The organism is Pontibacter amylolyticus (genome assembly GCF_014638845.1).
Lineage (GTDB): Bacteria > Bacteroidota > Bacteroidia > Cytophagales > Hymenobacteraceae > Pontibacter > Pontibacter amylolyticus.
In genome coordinates this window covers 256,087-273,042 of record NZ_BMFP01000001.1, presented here as the reverse complement: position 1 = coordinate 273,042, position 16,956 = coordinate 256,087, and the positions used below count along the sequence as shown (strand labels likewise).

General features: G+C 53.7%; 12 protein-coding genes. 7 read left to right on the top strand and 5 right to left on the bottom strand.

Going from position 1 to position 16,956, the window contains the following annotated elements:
* Window positions 1-128 precede the first annotated feature (128 nt).
* Together IEV97_RS01150 and IEV97_RS01145 are read right to left on the bottom strand one after the other, a co-directional pair.
* Entirely contained in the window at window positions 129-2,978 is a 2,850-nt protein-coding gene (locus IEV97_RS01150; RefSeq protein ID WP_188499673.1) for a M16 family metallopeptidase, read from the bottom strand.
* An 89-nt stretch (window positions 2,979-3,067) separates the two neighbouring features.
* Entirely contained in the window at window positions 3,068-3,478 is a 411-nt protein-coding gene (locus IEV97_RS01145) for a hypothetical protein (protein WP_188499672.1), read from the bottom strand.
* A gap of 140 nt (window positions 3,479-3,618) precedes the next feature.
* Between IEV97_RS01145 and IEV97_RS01140 the strand changes: the two genes are divergently transcribed.
* Window positions 3,619-4,686, top strand: coding sequence for a DNA topoisomerase IB (locus tag IEV97_RS01140; RefSeq protein ID WP_188499671.1), 1,068 nt, complete (start codon window positions 3,619-3,621; stop codon window positions 4,684-4,686).
* A gap of 95 nt (window positions 4,687-4,781) precedes the next feature.
* On the opposite strand, the gene IEV97_RS01135 is transcribed toward IEV97_RS01140, so the two are convergent.
* Both IEV97_RS01135 and pgi read right to left on the bottom strand, forming a co-directional pair.
* Window positions 4,782-6,380 carry a hypothetical protein gene (locus IEV97_RS01135; RefSeq protein WP_188499670.1) on the bottom strand — a complete coding sequence of 533 codons (1,599 nt, stop codon included), beginning with the start codon at window positions 6,378-6,380 and terminating at the stop codon, window positions 4,782-4,784.
* 48 nt (window positions 6,381-6,428) lie between these two features.
* On the bottom strand, window positions 6,429-8,078 hold the full coding sequence (gene pgi, locus IEV97_RS01130) for a glucose-6-phosphate isomerase (protein ID WP_188499669.1): 1,650 nt from the start codon (window positions 8,076-8,078) through the stop codon (window positions 6,429-6,431).
* A gap of 235 nt (window positions 8,079-8,313) precedes the next feature.
* Between pgi and IEV97_RS01125 the strand changes: the two genes are divergently transcribed.
* The 6 genes from IEV97_RS01125 to IEV97_RS01100 all read left to right on the top strand — a co-directional run bounded on the left by IEV97_RS01125 (window position 8,314) and on the right by IEV97_RS01100 (window position 15,150).
* A complete protein-coding gene (locus tag IEV97_RS01125) occupies window positions 8,314-8,502 on the top strand; it encodes a hypothetical protein (protein WP_188499668.1) in 189 nt (62 codons plus the stop codon).
* A gap of 113 nt (window positions 8,503-8,615) precedes the next feature.
* Window positions 8,616-9,362, top strand: coding sequence for a beta-phosphoglucomutase family hydrolase (locus IEV97_RS01120; protein WP_188499667.1), 747 nt, complete (start codon window positions 8,616-8,618; stop codon window positions 9,360-9,362).
* Between the two features lie 32 nt (window positions 9,363-9,394).
* Window positions 9,395-10,216, top strand: a complete 822-nt coding sequence (gene otsB, locus IEV97_RS01115; protein ID WP_188499666.1) for a trehalose-phosphatase — start codon at window positions 9,395-9,397, stop codon at window positions 10,214-10,216.
* On the top strand, window positions 10,209-12,611 hold the full coding sequence (locus IEV97_RS01110) for a glycoside hydrolase family 65 protein (RefSeq protein ID WP_188499665.1): 2,403 nt from the start codon (window positions 10,209-10,211) through the stop codon (window positions 12,609-12,611). The genes otsB and IEV97_RS01110 overlap by 8 nt, the downstream gene beginning before the upstream one ends.
* 195 nt (window positions 12,612-12,806) lie before the next feature.
* Window positions 12,807-13,745: a 1-phosphofructokinase family hexose kinase gene (locus IEV97_RS01105; RefSeq protein WP_188499664.1), complete on the top strand. Its 939-nt coding sequence runs from the start codon at window positions 12,807-12,809 to the stop codon at window positions 13,743-13,745.
* An 820-nt stretch (window positions 13,746-14,565) separates the two neighbouring features.
* The gene (locus IEV97_RS01100) at window positions 14,566-15,150 is read left to right on the top strand and encodes a nitroreductase family protein (protein ID WP_188499663.1); all 585 of its coding nucleotides are present in this window, start codon (window positions 14,566-14,568) and stop codon (window positions 15,148-15,150) included.
* A 167-nt stretch (window positions 15,151-15,317) separates the two neighbouring features.
* On the opposite strand, the gene dnaB is transcribed toward IEV97_RS01100, so the two are convergent.
* Window positions 15,318-16,889 carry a replicative DNA helicase gene (dnaB, locus tag IEV97_RS01095; protein ID WP_188499662.1) on the bottom strand — a complete coding sequence of 524 codons (1,572 nt, stop codon included), beginning with the start codon at window positions 16,887-16,889 and terminating at the stop codon, window positions 15,318-15,320.
* Window positions 16,890-16,956: the final 67 nt, after the last annotated feature.

Genomic DNA, 16,956 nt, shown 5'->3' with positions numbered 1-16,956 from the left:
GATTTTAGTATGCCCTTACGGATTAAAAATAGCCTTGGTTGGAAGGAGTGGGGACAGGTATAGCGCAGAAATTCGTGCAAATAAAAAAGCCCCTGATATTCAGGGGCTTTTTCTAAGTGTAGTATGGCCTATTTTACGGACGAGGTTCCTACGGGGTTGCCGTTGGTGTCCAGCTCCACCACTTCGTAGCTCAACTTCTGCAGTTCAGGCAACACGGTTTTCTTGTCACCCACTACCACGATGTGCATCTTGTCGGCCGGCAGGTGCTTGGCTGCCAGGGCATCGATTTCCTGCTTGGACATGTTGTTGAGGATCTGCGTCTGCTTGCTCACGTAGTCCTTCTTCAGGTCGTAGCGCAGGATGCGGCCCAGGAAGTTCGCCTTTTGTGCTGGCGTCTCGTACTGGCGGGCATCTGACTGACCGATCGAGTTTTTCATGAACTGCAGTTCATCTTCTGTGATGCCTTTGGTTCTGAAATCGTTGATCTCTTTCATAAATTCCACCACCGAAGCGGCTGTGGCATCAGCACGCACACCGGCAGAAGCCGTGTACGGACCTGCAAAGCGGCTGCCACCAAAGCCGGAGCGGGCGCCGTAGGTATAGCCTTTGTCTTCGCGCAGGTTCAAGTTGATGCGGCTGTTAAAGGCGCCACCCAGCACGAAGTTCATCAGCGAAGTTTTATAGTACTCACCGGTCGCGTCGTAGGGCAGGGCTACGTAGCCGATTCTGATCTCTGACTGCGCAGCATCCGGCTTGTCCACAAAGTAAATCTTCGTGGCTGCGATAGCAGGCGCTTTCACATCGGCAGGCACCGTTACGTTTTTCTTCTTCCAGTTTTTCAGGAAGCCGAGTTTGCCGATGATCTCCTTTTCGTTGATATCGCCTACCACTACCAATTCAGCGCCTGTAGGAGTGAAGTTGGCTGCGTAGAACTGCTTCACATCATCCAGGGTAATGCTGGTAACTGACTCCGTGGTACCCGAGGTCGGGATGGCCATGATGTGGTTGTCACCATACAGCAGTTTGTTGTACACGCTGCTGGCAATGGCCGTCGGCTGTGTCGACTGGTTGGCTATACCTTCCAGTTGCTGCTTTTTCAGGCGCTCAAAGTCATCCTGCGCGAACTTCGGACGGAACAGACGCTCTTCGAGCAGCACCAGTGTTTTGTCCAGGTTCTTCTTCAGCGACTGCACCGTTACATAGGTGTCTTCTGTACCTGAACCAATGCGGATTGAGCTACCCAGTTTGTCAAGCTCACTGGTGAAGGCTTCCGAGGTATAGTTTTCGGTGTCCTCATTCATCAGAGAGGCTGTAAGCGAAGCGATGCCTGCCTTGCCAGCATTATTGGCCAGCAGTCGGTGTCCGCCAGGTATAGTCAGCTGCAGCGTTACGGTTGGGATCTCATCCGACTTGGTGCCGATCACCTTCATGCCGTTCTTGAACTTGGCGGTATAGAAGTTAGGCACGCTAACCGCTTTGGCCTGACCCGCAACCGGGCGCTTGCTGCGGTCAAAAGAGTCAACTGCCTTGGTATAGCTCAAACCGCTGTAGTCCTGAGGCTGTGCTACTGACGCCTTGGTGTCAACAGTATAGTTGTCGGCTTTGGCCACCATTTCCGGCTTGCCTTTCGGCACCACGCTCAGGATCACGGCAGGCTTGCCTTTGATGTACTGGTTGTACACCCGCATCACATCCGCTTTGGTCAGCGCGTTGATGCGGCGGATTTCCTCTTGCAGGTAGTTCGGGTTGTTGCGGAAGGTTTCGTAGGCAGCCAGCTGCGACACTTTGCCGCTCACGCTTGCCATTCTGTTCACCAGGCTCGACTCGGCAGAGGCTTTGTAGCGCTGCAGGTCTTCGTCGGTTACACCGCGTGTTTCAAACTCCGCGATAGACTTGCGCAGGAGCTCTTCCATCTGAGCCAACGTGCTGTTTGGATACGCCATAATGCTGATGCCAAACTCACCGGCGAGCTCTGAAGTAGAGTTCATGGCGGAAGCCTGCATGGCTTTCTGCTCTTTCACAAAGTTTTTGTAGAAGATAGAGTTACGTCCCTGACCCAGGATCTCAGCCAGTACGTCCAGTGCGTGCTCGTCTTTGTGACCAGCTTCCGGCACCGGGTATGTTACGCGCAGCATCGGGAAGCGGATGTTGTCCTCGTAAGAGATATAACGGTCTGCGTTAAGCGAAGCGACCATGGGCTTCATGTCCTGCACGGCCGGGCCGGTAGGTATAGAGCCGAAGTATTTCTCCACCAGTTTCACCACATCAGACGGATTCACATCACCACCCACGGTTACTGTCGCGTTGTTTGGGCCGTACCAGCGCAGGAAAAAGTTTTTCAGGTCGTCCACGTTCACGCGATTCAGGTCCTCGATGTAACCGATCGTGGTCCAGGAGTAGGGGTGGCCGTGCGGGTACAGGTGCTGCGATGTTTTCTCGTACACCAGACCATAAGGACGGTTGTCGTAGTTCTGGCCACGCTCGTTCTTCACGGTTTCGCGCTGAACCTCAAATTTCTTCTGGGTTACGGCGTCCAGCAGGAAGCCCATGCGGTCGGCTTCCAGCCACAGGGCTGTCTCCAGCTGGTTGCTTGGCACAGTCTCGAAATAGTTGGTGCGGTCGCGGTTGGTGGTGCCGTTCAGGGTACCGCCTGCATCCGACACGATCTTGAAGTGCTCTTCGTCGGCCACGTTGTCGGAGCCCTGGAACATCATGTGCTCAAAAAAGTGCGCGAAGCCGGACTTGCCTACTTCTTCGCGGGCTGAGCCCACGTGGTAGGTCACGTCCACATGCACCACCGGATCCGAGTGATCTTCGTGCACGATCAGGGTGAGGCCGTTGGCCAGTTTGTATTTTTCGTAAGGTATAACCAGCTCATCGCTTTTCTTGGTTACCTTTTCCACGAGTTTTGTCTGCGCCTCGGCTGCACTGACCACACTGGCCGTGAGCACGATACTCAAACCGATTTTCTGTAGCATATAATTTGTTTTAGGTGAACGATTGGTCTTGTGTTAGGACCAATATAACACATAAAGGTTTAATGCTATAAGAAAATATAGACGAACGCCTATTTTGTCTCGGCAAACACTTGTTTAGCGAACATAACGGACACGGCCAGGGTCAGAAGCGCCACTACCAGCATGGCGGTTGTGAGTAGAAAAGCCATACCTGCCGTCTGGGTGGAGTTAGGCTCCGGCGCTTCCTGCACCATCTGAAGCAAGCGAATGAAATAGGTGCCGGAGCGCCAGCCAAGCAAGAGCGTCAGCAGGCCTGCCTCGGCTGTGCCAAGCAGGAAGCCCCAGCGGTGTTTTCTGTTCAGGAAGTGCCCTGCCACCAGCGCCAGCAAGCCGCCGGCTATACCTGTAAAGAGGGCAGTCCGGGCCTGCTCGCCGGCCACGTCGACGGCCACGGCGCCACAGCCCAGCAGGAACACGCCAAAGAAGGCGTAGAGGTAAGAAATCTGTTTATGGATGGTCATGGATATGTCTTTTTTCTGAGACAAATATAAGGGGAAATGTTGAGGAGGTATAGGCAAAAGCTGTTACGCTGCCCAGACCGCTCATAACTTTTGCATGGGTTTTATGTATTATAGGCAGCAGGCGCCTAATGCCTCAGCCGATGACGAATAAAGAACTACACAACTTACATAAAGATCCTGCCCTCTCAGCCGAGTGGGCGGGCTTGCGCTATACCTCAGACGAAAAGCCCGGCATCACCCGAAAAAAGGCCGGCACGGGTTTCTACTACCTAGACCACAAAGGGGAGAAAGTAACGGATGAAAAAACGCTTGAACGCATCAATAAACTGGTGATACCGCCTGCCTGGACTGAGGTCTGGATCGCGAAAACGGCCCGCGGCCACCTGCAGGCCACCGGCCGCGATGACAAAGGAAGAAAGCAGTACATCTACCACTCAGAATGGCAGCATGCCCGCAACCTGACCAAGTTCGGCCGCATGATCACGTTCGGCAAGTCGCTGCCTGCCCTGCGCGAGCAGATCCAAAAAGACATTCAGTCTCGCCACCTCGACAAGCGCAAGGTGACGGCGCTGGTGGTGTCGATCATGGACAATGCGCTGATCCGGATCGGGAACCGCGCCTATGCCAAGTCAAACAAGTCGTACGGACTCACTACTTTGCGAGACCGACACGTGACTTTCAACGGTAGTACAGTGACATTCTCTTTTGTGGGCAAAAAAGGGGTGGAGCAGAAGATCGACCTGAAGGACAGGCGTTTGGCGCAGTTGGTGAAGAAGTGCAAGGATATACCGGGCTACGACCTGTTTCAGTACTATGATGAAGATGGGGAGCGGCAAACGCTGGAGTCAGGCGACGTGAACGAATACCTGCGTGAAGCGACCGACTACGATTTTACGGCGAAGGATTTCAGGACCTGGGGCGGCACCGTGCGCATGGTGGAGTGCCTGGAGCGTGTCATCGATGAGGACCCGGAACTCGATAAAGAGAAAGGTATAAAGGAAGCTGTGAAAGAAGTGGCCAAAGGCCTCGGCAACACCCCAACGGTCTGCAGCAAATATTACATCCACCCTGAGGTGGTAAACCTCTTTCGGGAAGACAAACTGATGAGTTACCTTAAAAAGCACGACCCAACCAAATCGAAAATAGAACACCTAACAGGCATGGAAGTTTTCGTGCTGAAAATGCTGGAGAAAAGCCTTAGAAGTTAGAAAGTTATAAAGTTCGGAAGTTAAAAAGTTTAGGAGGTTACTATATTAGAAGTATTACTTTCTACCTTTTTAACTTCTAACCTTTCTAACTTAAATCAGTTTCCTTCCCGATCATAGGCGTGGACTTTCACGTCTCTTGTGGTCAGGTCTTTGGCTTCGGTGCCGAATTCGATTTCGTTGCCGCGCTCTGTGTCATAGATGTGGGTCATTTTGCGCCAACCTTTTACCGAGGACCTGTCCGTTATTTCATCTTCGCCCAGTCCGCCGTATACCTCCACCAGTATACCTTCTGAAACATCTCCTTCAATCGTAAATTCATCGTCTCCGCTGAGGCCGTGCAGCGTGAGCCTTTCCGTTTCATTTCGGGAGAATGTCCGCTGGTAGAGTATCCTTTCAGGTATACCGGTTTGGGCAGGCCGTAAGAGCGTCACTTTGGTGCGGTCATCATCCAGCCGCCGTACCTGAAAAACATCCGGCTGGTCAGTGCCGGCAACGGTGACTTCTTTGGCCAGGATTTCATATATTTCTTCAGCTACTTCAGTCAGTTGGTTGCGGCGGTTTTTCAGGTTTTGTACGGCGCTTTCTCCTTTTAAAGTATAGATGGTTGGAGGCAGGTTTTTCACAGCCTTTTCGATCACTTCATCGGTTAGTTTTTTCTGCACATCCTCTGCAATCGCCACCCATTCTTCGCGCGTCAGTGCATGGAGCAGGCGCTCGTCTATGAACCGGGCATTGATCATCAGAGCTTTCACATCTGTAATCTTCGGTCCGAAAGAGTAGAACTTGCGGGCCATTAACTTGCTGGTGGCGAGAAAAGGTATGGCGCCATCGTCCATTTTCAAAAATACCTGGTCACGGTCTTTGGGGATGGGCTTATAGCTAGTGTCTGTGCCCTCTTCGTAGACAGCCCAGTCCCACTGGCCTTTGTGGCGGTCCCAGTCCCCGACGAGCACATCCAGGAGCCTGGCACGGGCGAAGGCCCTTTGGTCGAAATGATGGGTGTTTGTTTCGTAGCGGTTGCGCAGGGCATCTTCGGAGTCCGCAAATCCTGCGACGTTTCCGAACATACGCAGTGTGTCGGCCATACCATCAAACTTCTCCTCGAGCATGTATACCTTGCCCTGCACCGCTTCGGCATATTGACCGAAGGAGGTGTCGCTTTTCGGAACATAATAAAGGGCAGGGGAGCTATGGAAAACGCCGGCCGCTTCGGCCAGGTCAGGTATGATCAAGGCGCCATAGGGGTTGGCTGAAGAGATCTGGTCGCGCAGGATGTTGGAGACGAACGTAGGTCGCCAGAACTTGGCCAGCACCTGCACCGGGTCTTTGTCGATGGAGCGGAAAGCGAAAATGCGGCCGAGGCTATCCTGGAGTTGAAAACTGCTGGTTTGGTAGCCGCCTCCTTTCTTCACGACTTTCATACCGCCGTGCACGCGGGAAAGATCAAACACGGGAAGTTGAACCGGAGTGGTCCAGCTGTCGCGGTGGTGGTTGCCCCAGAAAAGGCGGTAAAACCAGCTGCGGTCGTAGTGACGTCCGGCTACTGCCCACACGCTGTCAGTGCCAGCCGGGGGCAGGTCATACTCCCCCGGCTGCACCAATGCGTCTTGTTGGTAAAAATGATTATCGGCGCAACTGCTTAACAAGAGTGTGATAAGCAGCAGAAGCGTCGGTTTAAGGTATAGGTGCTGCATAAGGTATAGATACCATCCTTAAACGCAGCCTCGTCGCAAGGTTTTCGCCTATTTGCGTTTTTGTCTGTAATAGCTGATCAGGCCGGCTGTGGAGCTGTCGTGCTCGGCAGCCTTATCGTGGAGCAGTTCCTCTTCAATAGCGCCGGCCAGCTGCTTGCCCAGTTCCACGCCCCACTGGTCGAAGCTGTACACGTTCCAGATCACGCCCTGCACGAAGGTCTTGTGCTCGTACATGGCAATCAGGCTGCCCAGGGCATAGGGCGTCAGCATATCGAACATGATTGAGGTGGACGGTTTGTTGCCTTCGAATACCTTGTGCGGAACGAGTTGCTCGAGTTCTTCACCGGCCATACCTTTCTTTTCTAATTCAGCGCGCACCTCGTCTTCGGTTTTCCCCTTCATTAGCGCCTCGGTCTGGGCAAAGAAGTTGGAAAGCAGCATCGGGTGGTGCTCGCCTATCGGGTTGTGGCTGTTGACCGGGGCCAGGAAATCAGAAGGGATGAGCACCGTCCCCTGGTGGATGAGTTGGAAAAAGGAATGCTGTCCGTTGGTGCCCGCCGCGCCCCAGATCACCGGCTGCGTCTGAAAGTTGACATACTCGCCGTTGCGCATGGCGGTCTTGCCGTTGCTTTCCATCTGCAATTGCTGCAGATACTCCGGCAACAGGCGCAGGTACTGGTCGTAAGGCAGCACGGCATGCGACTGCGCTTCAAAGAAGTTGGTATACCAGATGCTCAACAACGCCATCAGCACCGGTATGTTCTGGCGCGTCGGGGTGTTTTTCAGGTGCTTGTCCATGGACTCGGCACCGCGCAGCAACTCCTCAAATTTGTCGTACCCGATAGCGCAGGCCACCGACAAACCAATAGCTGACCAGAGTGAGAATCTGCCGCCTACCCAATCCCAGAAGCGGAAGGTGTTTTCAGGCGCGATACCGAATTTAGAGACTGCCTCGGTGTTGGTGGAGAGGGCCACGAAATGCTTGCTGACATGCGCCTCGTCTTTGGCTGATTCCAGAAACCAGCTGCGGGCCGTGTGGGCGTTGGCGATGGTTTCTTTGGTGGTGAAGGTCTTGGAGGCAATAATAAACAGGGTCGTTTCCGGATCGACCTTGCGCAGCACTTCAGCCGCGTCGGTGCCGTCTACGTTCGAGATAAAGTGCACCTCAATATCCGGCTTCTGGTATTTTTTGAGCGCCTCGGTTACCATTTGCGGACCCAGGTGCGAGCCGCCAATCCCTATGTTCACCACATGCCGCACTTTTTTACCGGTATAGCCCTTCCACTCGCCGCTGTGCAACCGGTCGCAGAAGTCCTTCATCTGCCGCTGGGCGTCACGCACTTCCTCCAGCACGTTTTCTCCATCCACGATCAGCTCCTGGTCGGTGAAGTTGCGCAGGGCGGTATGCAGCACGGCTCGGCCTTCGGTCGCGTTGATCTTCTCGCCGCGCAGCATGCTCTCGATGGCGGCCGGCACTTTGGTTTCCTCGGCTAGTTCAGTTAACAGATCCAGCGTTTCTTCCGTGATGCGGTTTTTTGAGAAATCATACAGGGTGCCGTCTACCTCAAACGAGAATTTTTTGAAGCGATCCGGATCGGCCTTGAACAAATCGCGCAGGTGCTGGTGCCTGAGCGCAGCGAAGTGTGTTTCCAGTTTTTTCCAGGTATTCGTTTGGGTCGGATTGTCGGATTGTAGCATGTTTTATTTTGTCAAGGTGTTACGGCAGGAACTACTCTTAAAGCGCCTGCAAGGTTTTTCAGAATGGGCAGGAAATATAGCCTTTCAGGTATAAAGATACGGGAATTTGGGCAGTGAGCACATGAAAGGTATCATTTAGCGGGCTGCTGCGTAGGTCTAAGACCGGTGGATTTCATTCGATGAAGGGAATTCATGCGTATGAAGCTTACAGGAATGTTAAACAAAAGCCCAGACTATGAAAGAGGAAGAAAAGAACCCGACAAACGATAAAGCATCGCCCAAAGCTAGGATATTGAAGGAGGACGATGGGAAAAGGACACCACCGACCCACCCGAAGGGGGTAACAGGTGAGCAGCATCAAACTACCCACCCGGAGCAGGCGCCTGACGTGCCGCCGCATGAGCGCACAGAAGGTATACCTTAATAGTTTATTTCTTTGCAGTGCTCGCTCGAAAAGTATACCTGGTGTGAGCCCCACAGCTGTGCGCAGGCTTTTAGCTTGTCTGGTATCCTTTTTTTTTAAAACTAACCGAAAATATGAATACCCTTCAGCAAAATCTCCAGGAGAAAAACATCAAGGCCCTGATATTTGATCTTGATGGTGTCGTGACGCAGACTGCCCGGGTGCATGCCCAGGCCTGGAAGCGCATGTTTGATGCCTACCTGCAGAAGCGCGGCGAGAAAGAGGACAGGCATTACGAGCCGCTCGACATAGAAACCGATTACCGGGAGTACATTGATGGCATTCCGCGATACGACGGCGTTCGTAACTTTCTGGAGTCACGCGGTATCACTTTGCCGGAGGGCACACCCGAAGATGAAGAGGGGCTTGAAACGGTAGGAGGGCTCGGGAACCTGAAAAACATGTACTTTCAGGAATTGGTTAGGCAGGGTGGGGTAGATGTGTATGATGATACCATCGCCTGGATCAAACAACAAAAACAGAACGGTATGCGCACGGCCATTATATCCGCAAGTAAGAACTGTGTGGATGTGCTGCATGCCGCAGGTATAGAGCAGCTGTTCGAAGAGCACGTGGACGGGCTGCAGGCATCGCATCTGGGACTGAAGGGAAAGCCCGCGCCGGATGTTTTTCTGGAAGCCGCCCGCCGCTTAGGTATAGCACCCCGGCAGGCCGCCGTGTTTGAGGATGCCCGCAAAGGCGTACAGGCCGCCAAGGCCGGAGGTTTTGGCCTGGTGGTAGGTATAGACCGCACCCACGATCAAGCCGCTCTGAAAGCAGGCGGCGCTGACCAGGTCATTGCGGAATTCCCTAAGGTATAAAATCTCAAATTCGACTCCTCTAATTCAATCCTATGATACAGAAAAGTGAGGCCCAGGAACTACCATCGGCCCTCGACCAACTCTCCGAACTCAAAGCCAAGTTTCAGGGCAAAACCCCCGCCATTTTCCTGGATTATGACGGCTGCCTGACGCCCATTGTGCAGCGACCTGAAATGGCCATCCTGTCGGACGAGATGCGGACTGCCCTGCACGAGCTGACTGCCGTTACCAAAGTAGCTGTGGTAAGCGGGCGCGACCGCCGGAACGTGGAAGAACTGGTCAAGCTCGACAACCTCTACTTCGCCGGCTCCCACGGATTCGATATTACCGGTCCGGGAGGTATGGCCGCTGAGCCTGGTGGTGCCAAAGCCGCTCTTTCTGCCCTGGACAAAGCGGATGGCATCTTGCAGGAGAAGCTCAAAGGTGTGGCGGGCAGTCTGGTGGAGCGGAAGCGCTATGCGATTGCCGTGCATTACCGAAACGTGGCCGACGATCAGGTAGAAGCCGTTAGAAAAGCGGTGGACGTAGTGCTGGACACGATGCCGGAACTGAAGATCGGCCACGGCAAAAAGATATACGAGCTCAAGCCAAACATTGACTGGCACAAAGGCAAAGCGGTGATGTGGCTGATGGAGGAGCTGGGCTTGAACAACGGGAAATACCTCCCGCTTTACATCGGCGACGACATAACGGACGAAGACGCTTTTGCAGAGCTCCAGGGGCAGGGGATAGGTATACTGGTGGGTGAGCACGACGACAGAACGGCCGCCACCTACCGACTGGAAAGTGTGGATGAGGTGCGTATTTTCCTGGAAGACCTGACAGACACCATCAAACAGCAAAGTAATGGCTGATTGGAGCATCATCTACAACCAATGGGTGCCCAAAGAGCAAACCCTGCGCGAAGCGCTCTGCACTTTAGGCAATGGTTACATTGCCACCCGTGGCGCATTTGAAGAAACACTTGCCGAAGACGACCTACACTACCCCGGCACCTACCTGGCCGGCGGCTATAACCGGCTCACCTCCGAAGTAGCCGGTAAGCAAATCGAAAACGAAGACCTGGTGAACTGGCCCAACTGGCTACCCGTTTCCTTCCGGCAGCCAGGCGAAGCGTGGTTTCACATTAGCAATGTCGAGGTGCTCGACTTTAAGCAGGAGCTTGATATGCAGCATGGTGTGCTGCGCCGCTTCGTGCATTTCCGCGACAGCAAGGGACGCGAGTCGAAACTCAACACCCGCCGCATCGTCAGCATGGCAAACCCGCACCTGGCCGCGCTGGAATGGCAGTTGACGCCTTTTAACTGGTCAGGGGAAGTAGAGCTGCGTGCCGCCCTCGACGGCCGCGTGATCAACAGTGGCGTGGCCCGTTACCGCGCACTGGCCAGTCAGCACCTCGAAACATTGGAACAGGGCCAGTACGACGAGGAGACCCTATACCTGGTGGTGCAGACTGTGCAATCAAAGACCCGCATGGCGCAGGTTGCCCGCACGAAGGTATACCTGAGTGGACAGGCCAGTGGCGTGTTGCCTCAGACCAAAATTGAACAGGGTTATACCGAACATGTATACAAGCTGCAGGCAACAGAAGGCCAGCCTCTACGGCTCGAGAAAAGCGTGCTGCTCTATACCTCCCGCGACTGGGCTACCTCCGAACCTTTGCAGGATGCCTGCGCCAACAGCATCCGGCAGGGAACTTTTGAAGAGTCTTTGGAGGAGCACAAGCGGGCCTGGCAACGCATCTGGAACCGCTGTGACCTCGACACGGCCTGCAACACAAAAGTGCAGTCTGCGCTGCGCCTGCACATCTTCCACCTGCTGCAATCCGTTTCGGGCCATACCGTCGACCTGGACGTGGGTGTGCCCGCCCGCGGCTGGCACGGAGAGGCCTACAGGGGACACATCTTCTGGGACGAGCTCTTCATCTTTCCTTTCCTCAACCTGCACCTGCCGGCCATCACGCGGGAGTTGCTCATGTACCGCTACCGTCGCCTGAACGAGGCCCGGAGTGCTGCAAAAGCGGCAGGGTATAAAGGGGCCATGTTTCCGTGGCAAAGCGGCAGCAATGGCCGAGAGGAAAGCCAGGTCATCCACCTCAATCCGCAGTCGGGGCGCTGGCTGCCTGACAACACGTTTCTGCAGCGGCACATCAGTTCGGCTGTTGCCTACAACGTGTGGCACTATTATCAGGCCACCGGCGACATCGATTTTCTGAGCTACCACGGTGCTGAGATGTTGCTGGATATCGCACAGTTCTGGTCCACGATCGCTACCATCAACCAGGAAACCGGCCGCTACGAGATACTGCACGTGGTAGGGCCGGACGAGTACCACACCGAGTATCCCGATTCTGAGGAAGTAGGCCTGAATAACAACGCCTATACCAACGTGATGGCCGTTTGGGTGATCCAGAAAGCGCTGCAGCTCAAAGAGGTGATCGGTGACTCCCGCTACCAAGAACTGCTCACCAAGCGGCATATCTCGCCTGACCACCTGACACGCTGGGAGGATATTGGTAAGCGCATGTACGTGCCTTTTCTGGAAGATACCAGGATCATCGCGCAATTTGACGGCTACGACCAGCTGCATGAGTTCGACTGGGCGAAGTACAGGGTAAAGCACGGCGAAGCCATGCGCCTTGACCGCATCCTGGAAAGCGAAGGCGACAGCGTGAACAAGTACAAAGCCAGCAAACAGGCCGATGTACTGATGCTATTTTACCTGTTTTCTTCGGAAGAATTGATTTCCATCTTCCAGCAGCTTGACTACGACTTCAGGCCCGAGCGTATACCTGAAAACATTGCCTACTACGAACAGCGCACCTCGCATGGCTCCACCCTGAGTAAGATCGTACACGCCTGGGTGCTGGCCCGTTCGGACCGTAAACGCTCCTGGACTAACTTTGAGACAGCCCTGATGAGTGACCTGGAAGATATACAGGGAGGCACCACGGCCGAAGGCATACACCTGGGTGCCATGGCCGGCACGGTAGACCTGGTGCAGCGCGCCTATACCGGCCTCGAGATTCGTGATAATGTGCTGTGGCTGAACCCAGTACTTCCGGACGAAATGCCCTGCCTCAACCTGCAGCTCCGCTATCGCGGACACTGGCTAGAACTGAAAATTACCCGAGATAAACTGATCATCAAATTTGACAGAGGCTGGTCCAAGGAAGTGAAAATCGGGGTTCGTGGTGAAGCTTATACCTTTAAGACCGGCGATCAGAAGGAGTTCGACATCCGTCGCTGAGGTATAAGGTATGCATTTCAGGAATTTCTATACCTATACCTGATGCGCTTTTCCTTTAACTATGGGTCAAAGGATAGTTTTTAAGAAAGTATGGGGAGGCTTTTTTAATTGTATTAGAGCCTTCAATTCGGATATTTTATAATAGTAGATTCTCTTGTGTGACGTCATTTGTCAAGCTATTTATACCTGAAGCTTATGCATAAAGTCCTGACCATCACGATCAACCCGGCCTTAGATAAGAGCACTCATGTGCAGCGTGTGCTGCCCGAGAAGAAACTCCGCTGCGAAGAACCCACCTATGAACCGGGGGGAGGAGGCATCAACGTTTCCCGGGCCATACGCAAGTTGGGTGGCAGCTCCTGCGCCTGGCTCCTCTCAGGAGGACCGGCTGGTGAAAAGCTATGCGATTTGCTGAAAGAGGAAGGCGTGGAATACTGGAATGGCCAGACCAAAACTTGGACCCGCGAAAACCTGATGGTGATGGAAGACAATACTGGCGACCAGTTCCGCTTCGGCATGCCGGGTCCGCAGATAGAGGAATCAGAATGGCAGCAGGTGCTGGATAAACTCGAAAAGCTGGACCAAGTCCCTGAATACGTGGTAGCCAGTGGCAGTCTGGCTCCGGGCGTGCCCGACGACTTTTACCTCCGGATGGCGGTGATCGCCCACAAGCGCAACTTCAGGCTGATCGTGGATTCTTCAGGAGAAGCCCTTTTGAAAGCGGCAGGAGAGGGTCTATACCTGATCAAACCCAATTTGGGTGAGCTGGCCAAATTAGCTGGGAAAGAACATATTTCGGCTTTCGAACAGGAAGAATTTGCCATGCAGGTAATTGACGAGGGCAAGTGCAAAGTGCTGGTCGTGTCGCTCGGCCCCCGCGGAGCCATGCTCGCCTCCAAAGAGACAGGTATACACTATGTGGTGCCACCCACCGTGAAGCAACAGAGCGCCGTCGGCGCCGGAGACAGCATGGTAGCAGGTATGGTGATGAGTCTGTTGCAGGGTTGTTCGCTGGAGGAAGTAGTGCGCTACGGCGTTGCTGCCGGTACTGCCGCCACCATGACGCCAGGGTCAGAGCTTTGCCGCAAAGAGGATACCGAGGAGATTTACCAGTGGTTGTTGAAGCATAAGTAGAGGTATGGAGGGAGCGTCCACGCTTGTGTCTACTCTCGATTGGGCTCTGACTCAGGTATAGCTGGCTGCATGGTTATACCTATACCTTGCTGGCTTAGCTTGGCTTTCAGGTAGCAACTAGTATTGTTTCATAGCTTCGCCTGTGCGGCGGGCACTCACTTTTTGTCTTGACACAAAAAGTAAGCAAAAAAGTCAAGACGCTCCAAACTCGCTGACCGCTCTTGACAGGGGGCCCCTTCACCCCCAACAGTGGAGCGCCGAAAAGCGCACCTGGCTGAGGTGATCTATTTCATTGCTTCCGGGGCAAGCTAGTCTTGCTAAACCTGTCGGTAGTGTTTGACAGCAACTACAGCGCCTATACCTGTAGTGTGGTAACGGCAAAAATCCCCTCTTGAGAGGGGCAGGGGTGTGTTCATCGTTCACAAGCTTTAGCTACGAAGCTATACCTGTGATATAACAGTAAAAGCTCCCCTCCTTGGATAAGGAGGGGCAGGGGTGGTTGGACCCGGTATCTGCCAAAATCCTGTAAATTCTCTAATCCTGTAAATCCTGATTCAGACAAACATGGCAGGAGGATGACAATGAAATTCTTAGCTCCCTCCCCTGTTTTGGGGGTAGGGGCCCTCGATAAAAGGGGAGGGCTGGGGTGGGGTAAAAACCCCCAGACACTCACGGTAGAAAACACTGCGAGGTGTTAACGTTCCTTTACTGCAGCATGTCCACAATGTTCTCACAATCTAGGTATAGGAACCCACCTCCACCCAAATTGGGATAGGGCAATCAATGTACGTACCTTTGCAGAAAGCATTGACCTATTCATATGAACGCATCATTCTCTCAAATAAGCCAAATCATACAAAATCGCAGAACCACCAAACCCGGCAAAATGAACGGGCAGCGTATACCTGACGAGCAAATAAAACAACTGCTCGAACTGGCAGACTGGGCGCCTACGCACGGCCACACGGAACCCTGGCGCTTTAAGGTATACTCCGGCGACAAGGTACAGGACTTCTGTCTGGCACATGCTGAGCTGTACAAAAAGCACACAGAAGAAGAAAATTTCCTGCAGCAGCGGTATGACAAACTGCTGCACATGGGCGACCAGGCTTCGCATGTGATCGTGGCGTACATGCAGCGCGGTGACTTGCCCAAAATTCCCGCTCTAGAGGAGATTGCTGCCACTTCCTGCGCCATCCAAAACCTGTTACTGGGTGCTACAGCCTTAGGTATAGCGAGCTACTGGGGTTCTGGCGGCATGGCATATCAACCACCTATGAAAGAGATGCTGCACCTACGCGATGAGGATATTGTGCTTGGCATTCTATACCTGGGCTATGCCGACGAACCTGCAGCAGAGGGCAAACGCACGGTGCCACTGGATGAGAAAGTGGAGTGGATGTAAAATAGAAAAGCCGCCGGCTCTGGGGCGCAGCGGCTTTTCTTCCTTTGGCTTAAGATTTTATAAGGACTTCATTTAGAATGAACGCTAGAACAGGGCTAATTCCCCGTTCGTCTGTTTTCTTTATCAAAGTCCTTTGTCCTTTGTCAAAAATGTCTTTTGTCTAAAACTTAAAACGGCGGTTCGTCGTCGAAGCCTGAGGCCGGGAATCCTCCCCCACCCTTACCGCCGTCGTTCATGCGGCTACCCAATCGGATGGCGCCTGGCGTTTCGGTGTCGAAGCTGCTGTTCGGCAATGCATTGAATCCGCCGTCACCGCCGAAATCAGAGTCCAGGTTCGTGAACTTGGTGTACTTGCCGATAAACTTCAGCTGCACGTTCTCCAGTGAACCGTTACGGTGCTTGGCGATGATCACCTCACCTACCCCGGCAGTCGGGTTGCCCATTTCGTCTTCAGTGATGCCGTAGTATTCCGGACGGTAGAGGAAGAGCACCATGTCGGCGTCCTGCTCGATGGAACCGGATTCACGAAGGTCGGACAGTTGCGGTCGCTTGTCGCCCCCACGGGTTTCCACGGCGCGGCTCAGCTGCGACAGGGCAATTACTGGCACGTTCAGCTCCTTGGCCAGCATTTTCATGGCCCGTGAGATGGAAGCAATTTCCTGCTCCCGGTTACCGCCACCCTTGCCATCCGCGTTGCCGCTCATAAGCTGCAGGTAGTCAATGATCACCATCTGGATGTCGTACTGCGCCTTCAGTCGGCGGCATTTGGTGCGAAGCTCACGGATAGAAAGACCCGGCGTATCGTCAATGAAGATCGGGGCTTCGGTCAGTTTCGCTATTTTGTGGTTGAGCTGCGCCCATTCGTAATCCTCGAGACTGCCTTTCTTGATCTTCTCAGAATCGAGCTCGGCTTCCGAAGAAATCAGACGATTCACCAGCTGTAGCGAGGACATCTCCAGCGAGAAAATCGCCACCCCCTTCTTAAAATCAACGGCCGCGTTGCGCAGGCAGGAAAGCACGAAGGCCGTCTTACCCATCGCCGGACGAGCCGCCAGAATGATCAAATCCGATTTCTGCCAGCCGGAAGTCACACGGTCCAGGGCGGTCATGCCGCTTGGTACGCCGGTCAGGCCGTCAGTCTGCTTGCGCTTCTCCTCCAGTTCCTTGATCGCAGCATGCATCAAAGAGCGCATGTCGTCAAAGTTCTTGCGGATGTTGGATTCCGATACTTCGTAGAGCTTGGCTTCAGTTCTGTCAAGCAATTCGAATACGTCAGTGGTATCTTCAAAGGCGCTCGAAAGCACTTCAGAGGAAATCGAGATCAGGTCGCGCTTAATCGAGTTTTCCGTGATGATACGGGCGTGGTACTCGATGTTGGCCGCCGAGTTAACGCGGGTTGTCAGCTGCGTAACGTAGTAAGCGCCACCGGCCAGTTCCAGCTCACCGTTTTCGCGCAGCTCGTGGGTCACGGTCAGGATGTCGATCGGCTCTGACTTGTCGAACAGGGCCAGGATCGCTTTAAAAATGCGTTGATGCGCCTCTTTGTAAAAAGAGTTGGGGCGCAGAATGTCGATCACCGTGGTCAGCGCATCCTTCTCCAACATCAGAGCGCCTAACACAGCCTCCTCCAAATCTAGTGCCTGCGGCGGTTTTTTACCCAACTCTGCCACGGCAGGCGCTTTTTTGCTCCAGGTGCCGCGGTTGCCAGTTGGCCGCACATTCATTTTCATCTCCTCCATACCACAAATTTAAAAAGTAAGGCGCCCAAGTAATCCACAAATTACGGAAGATATCCACATATTAGCG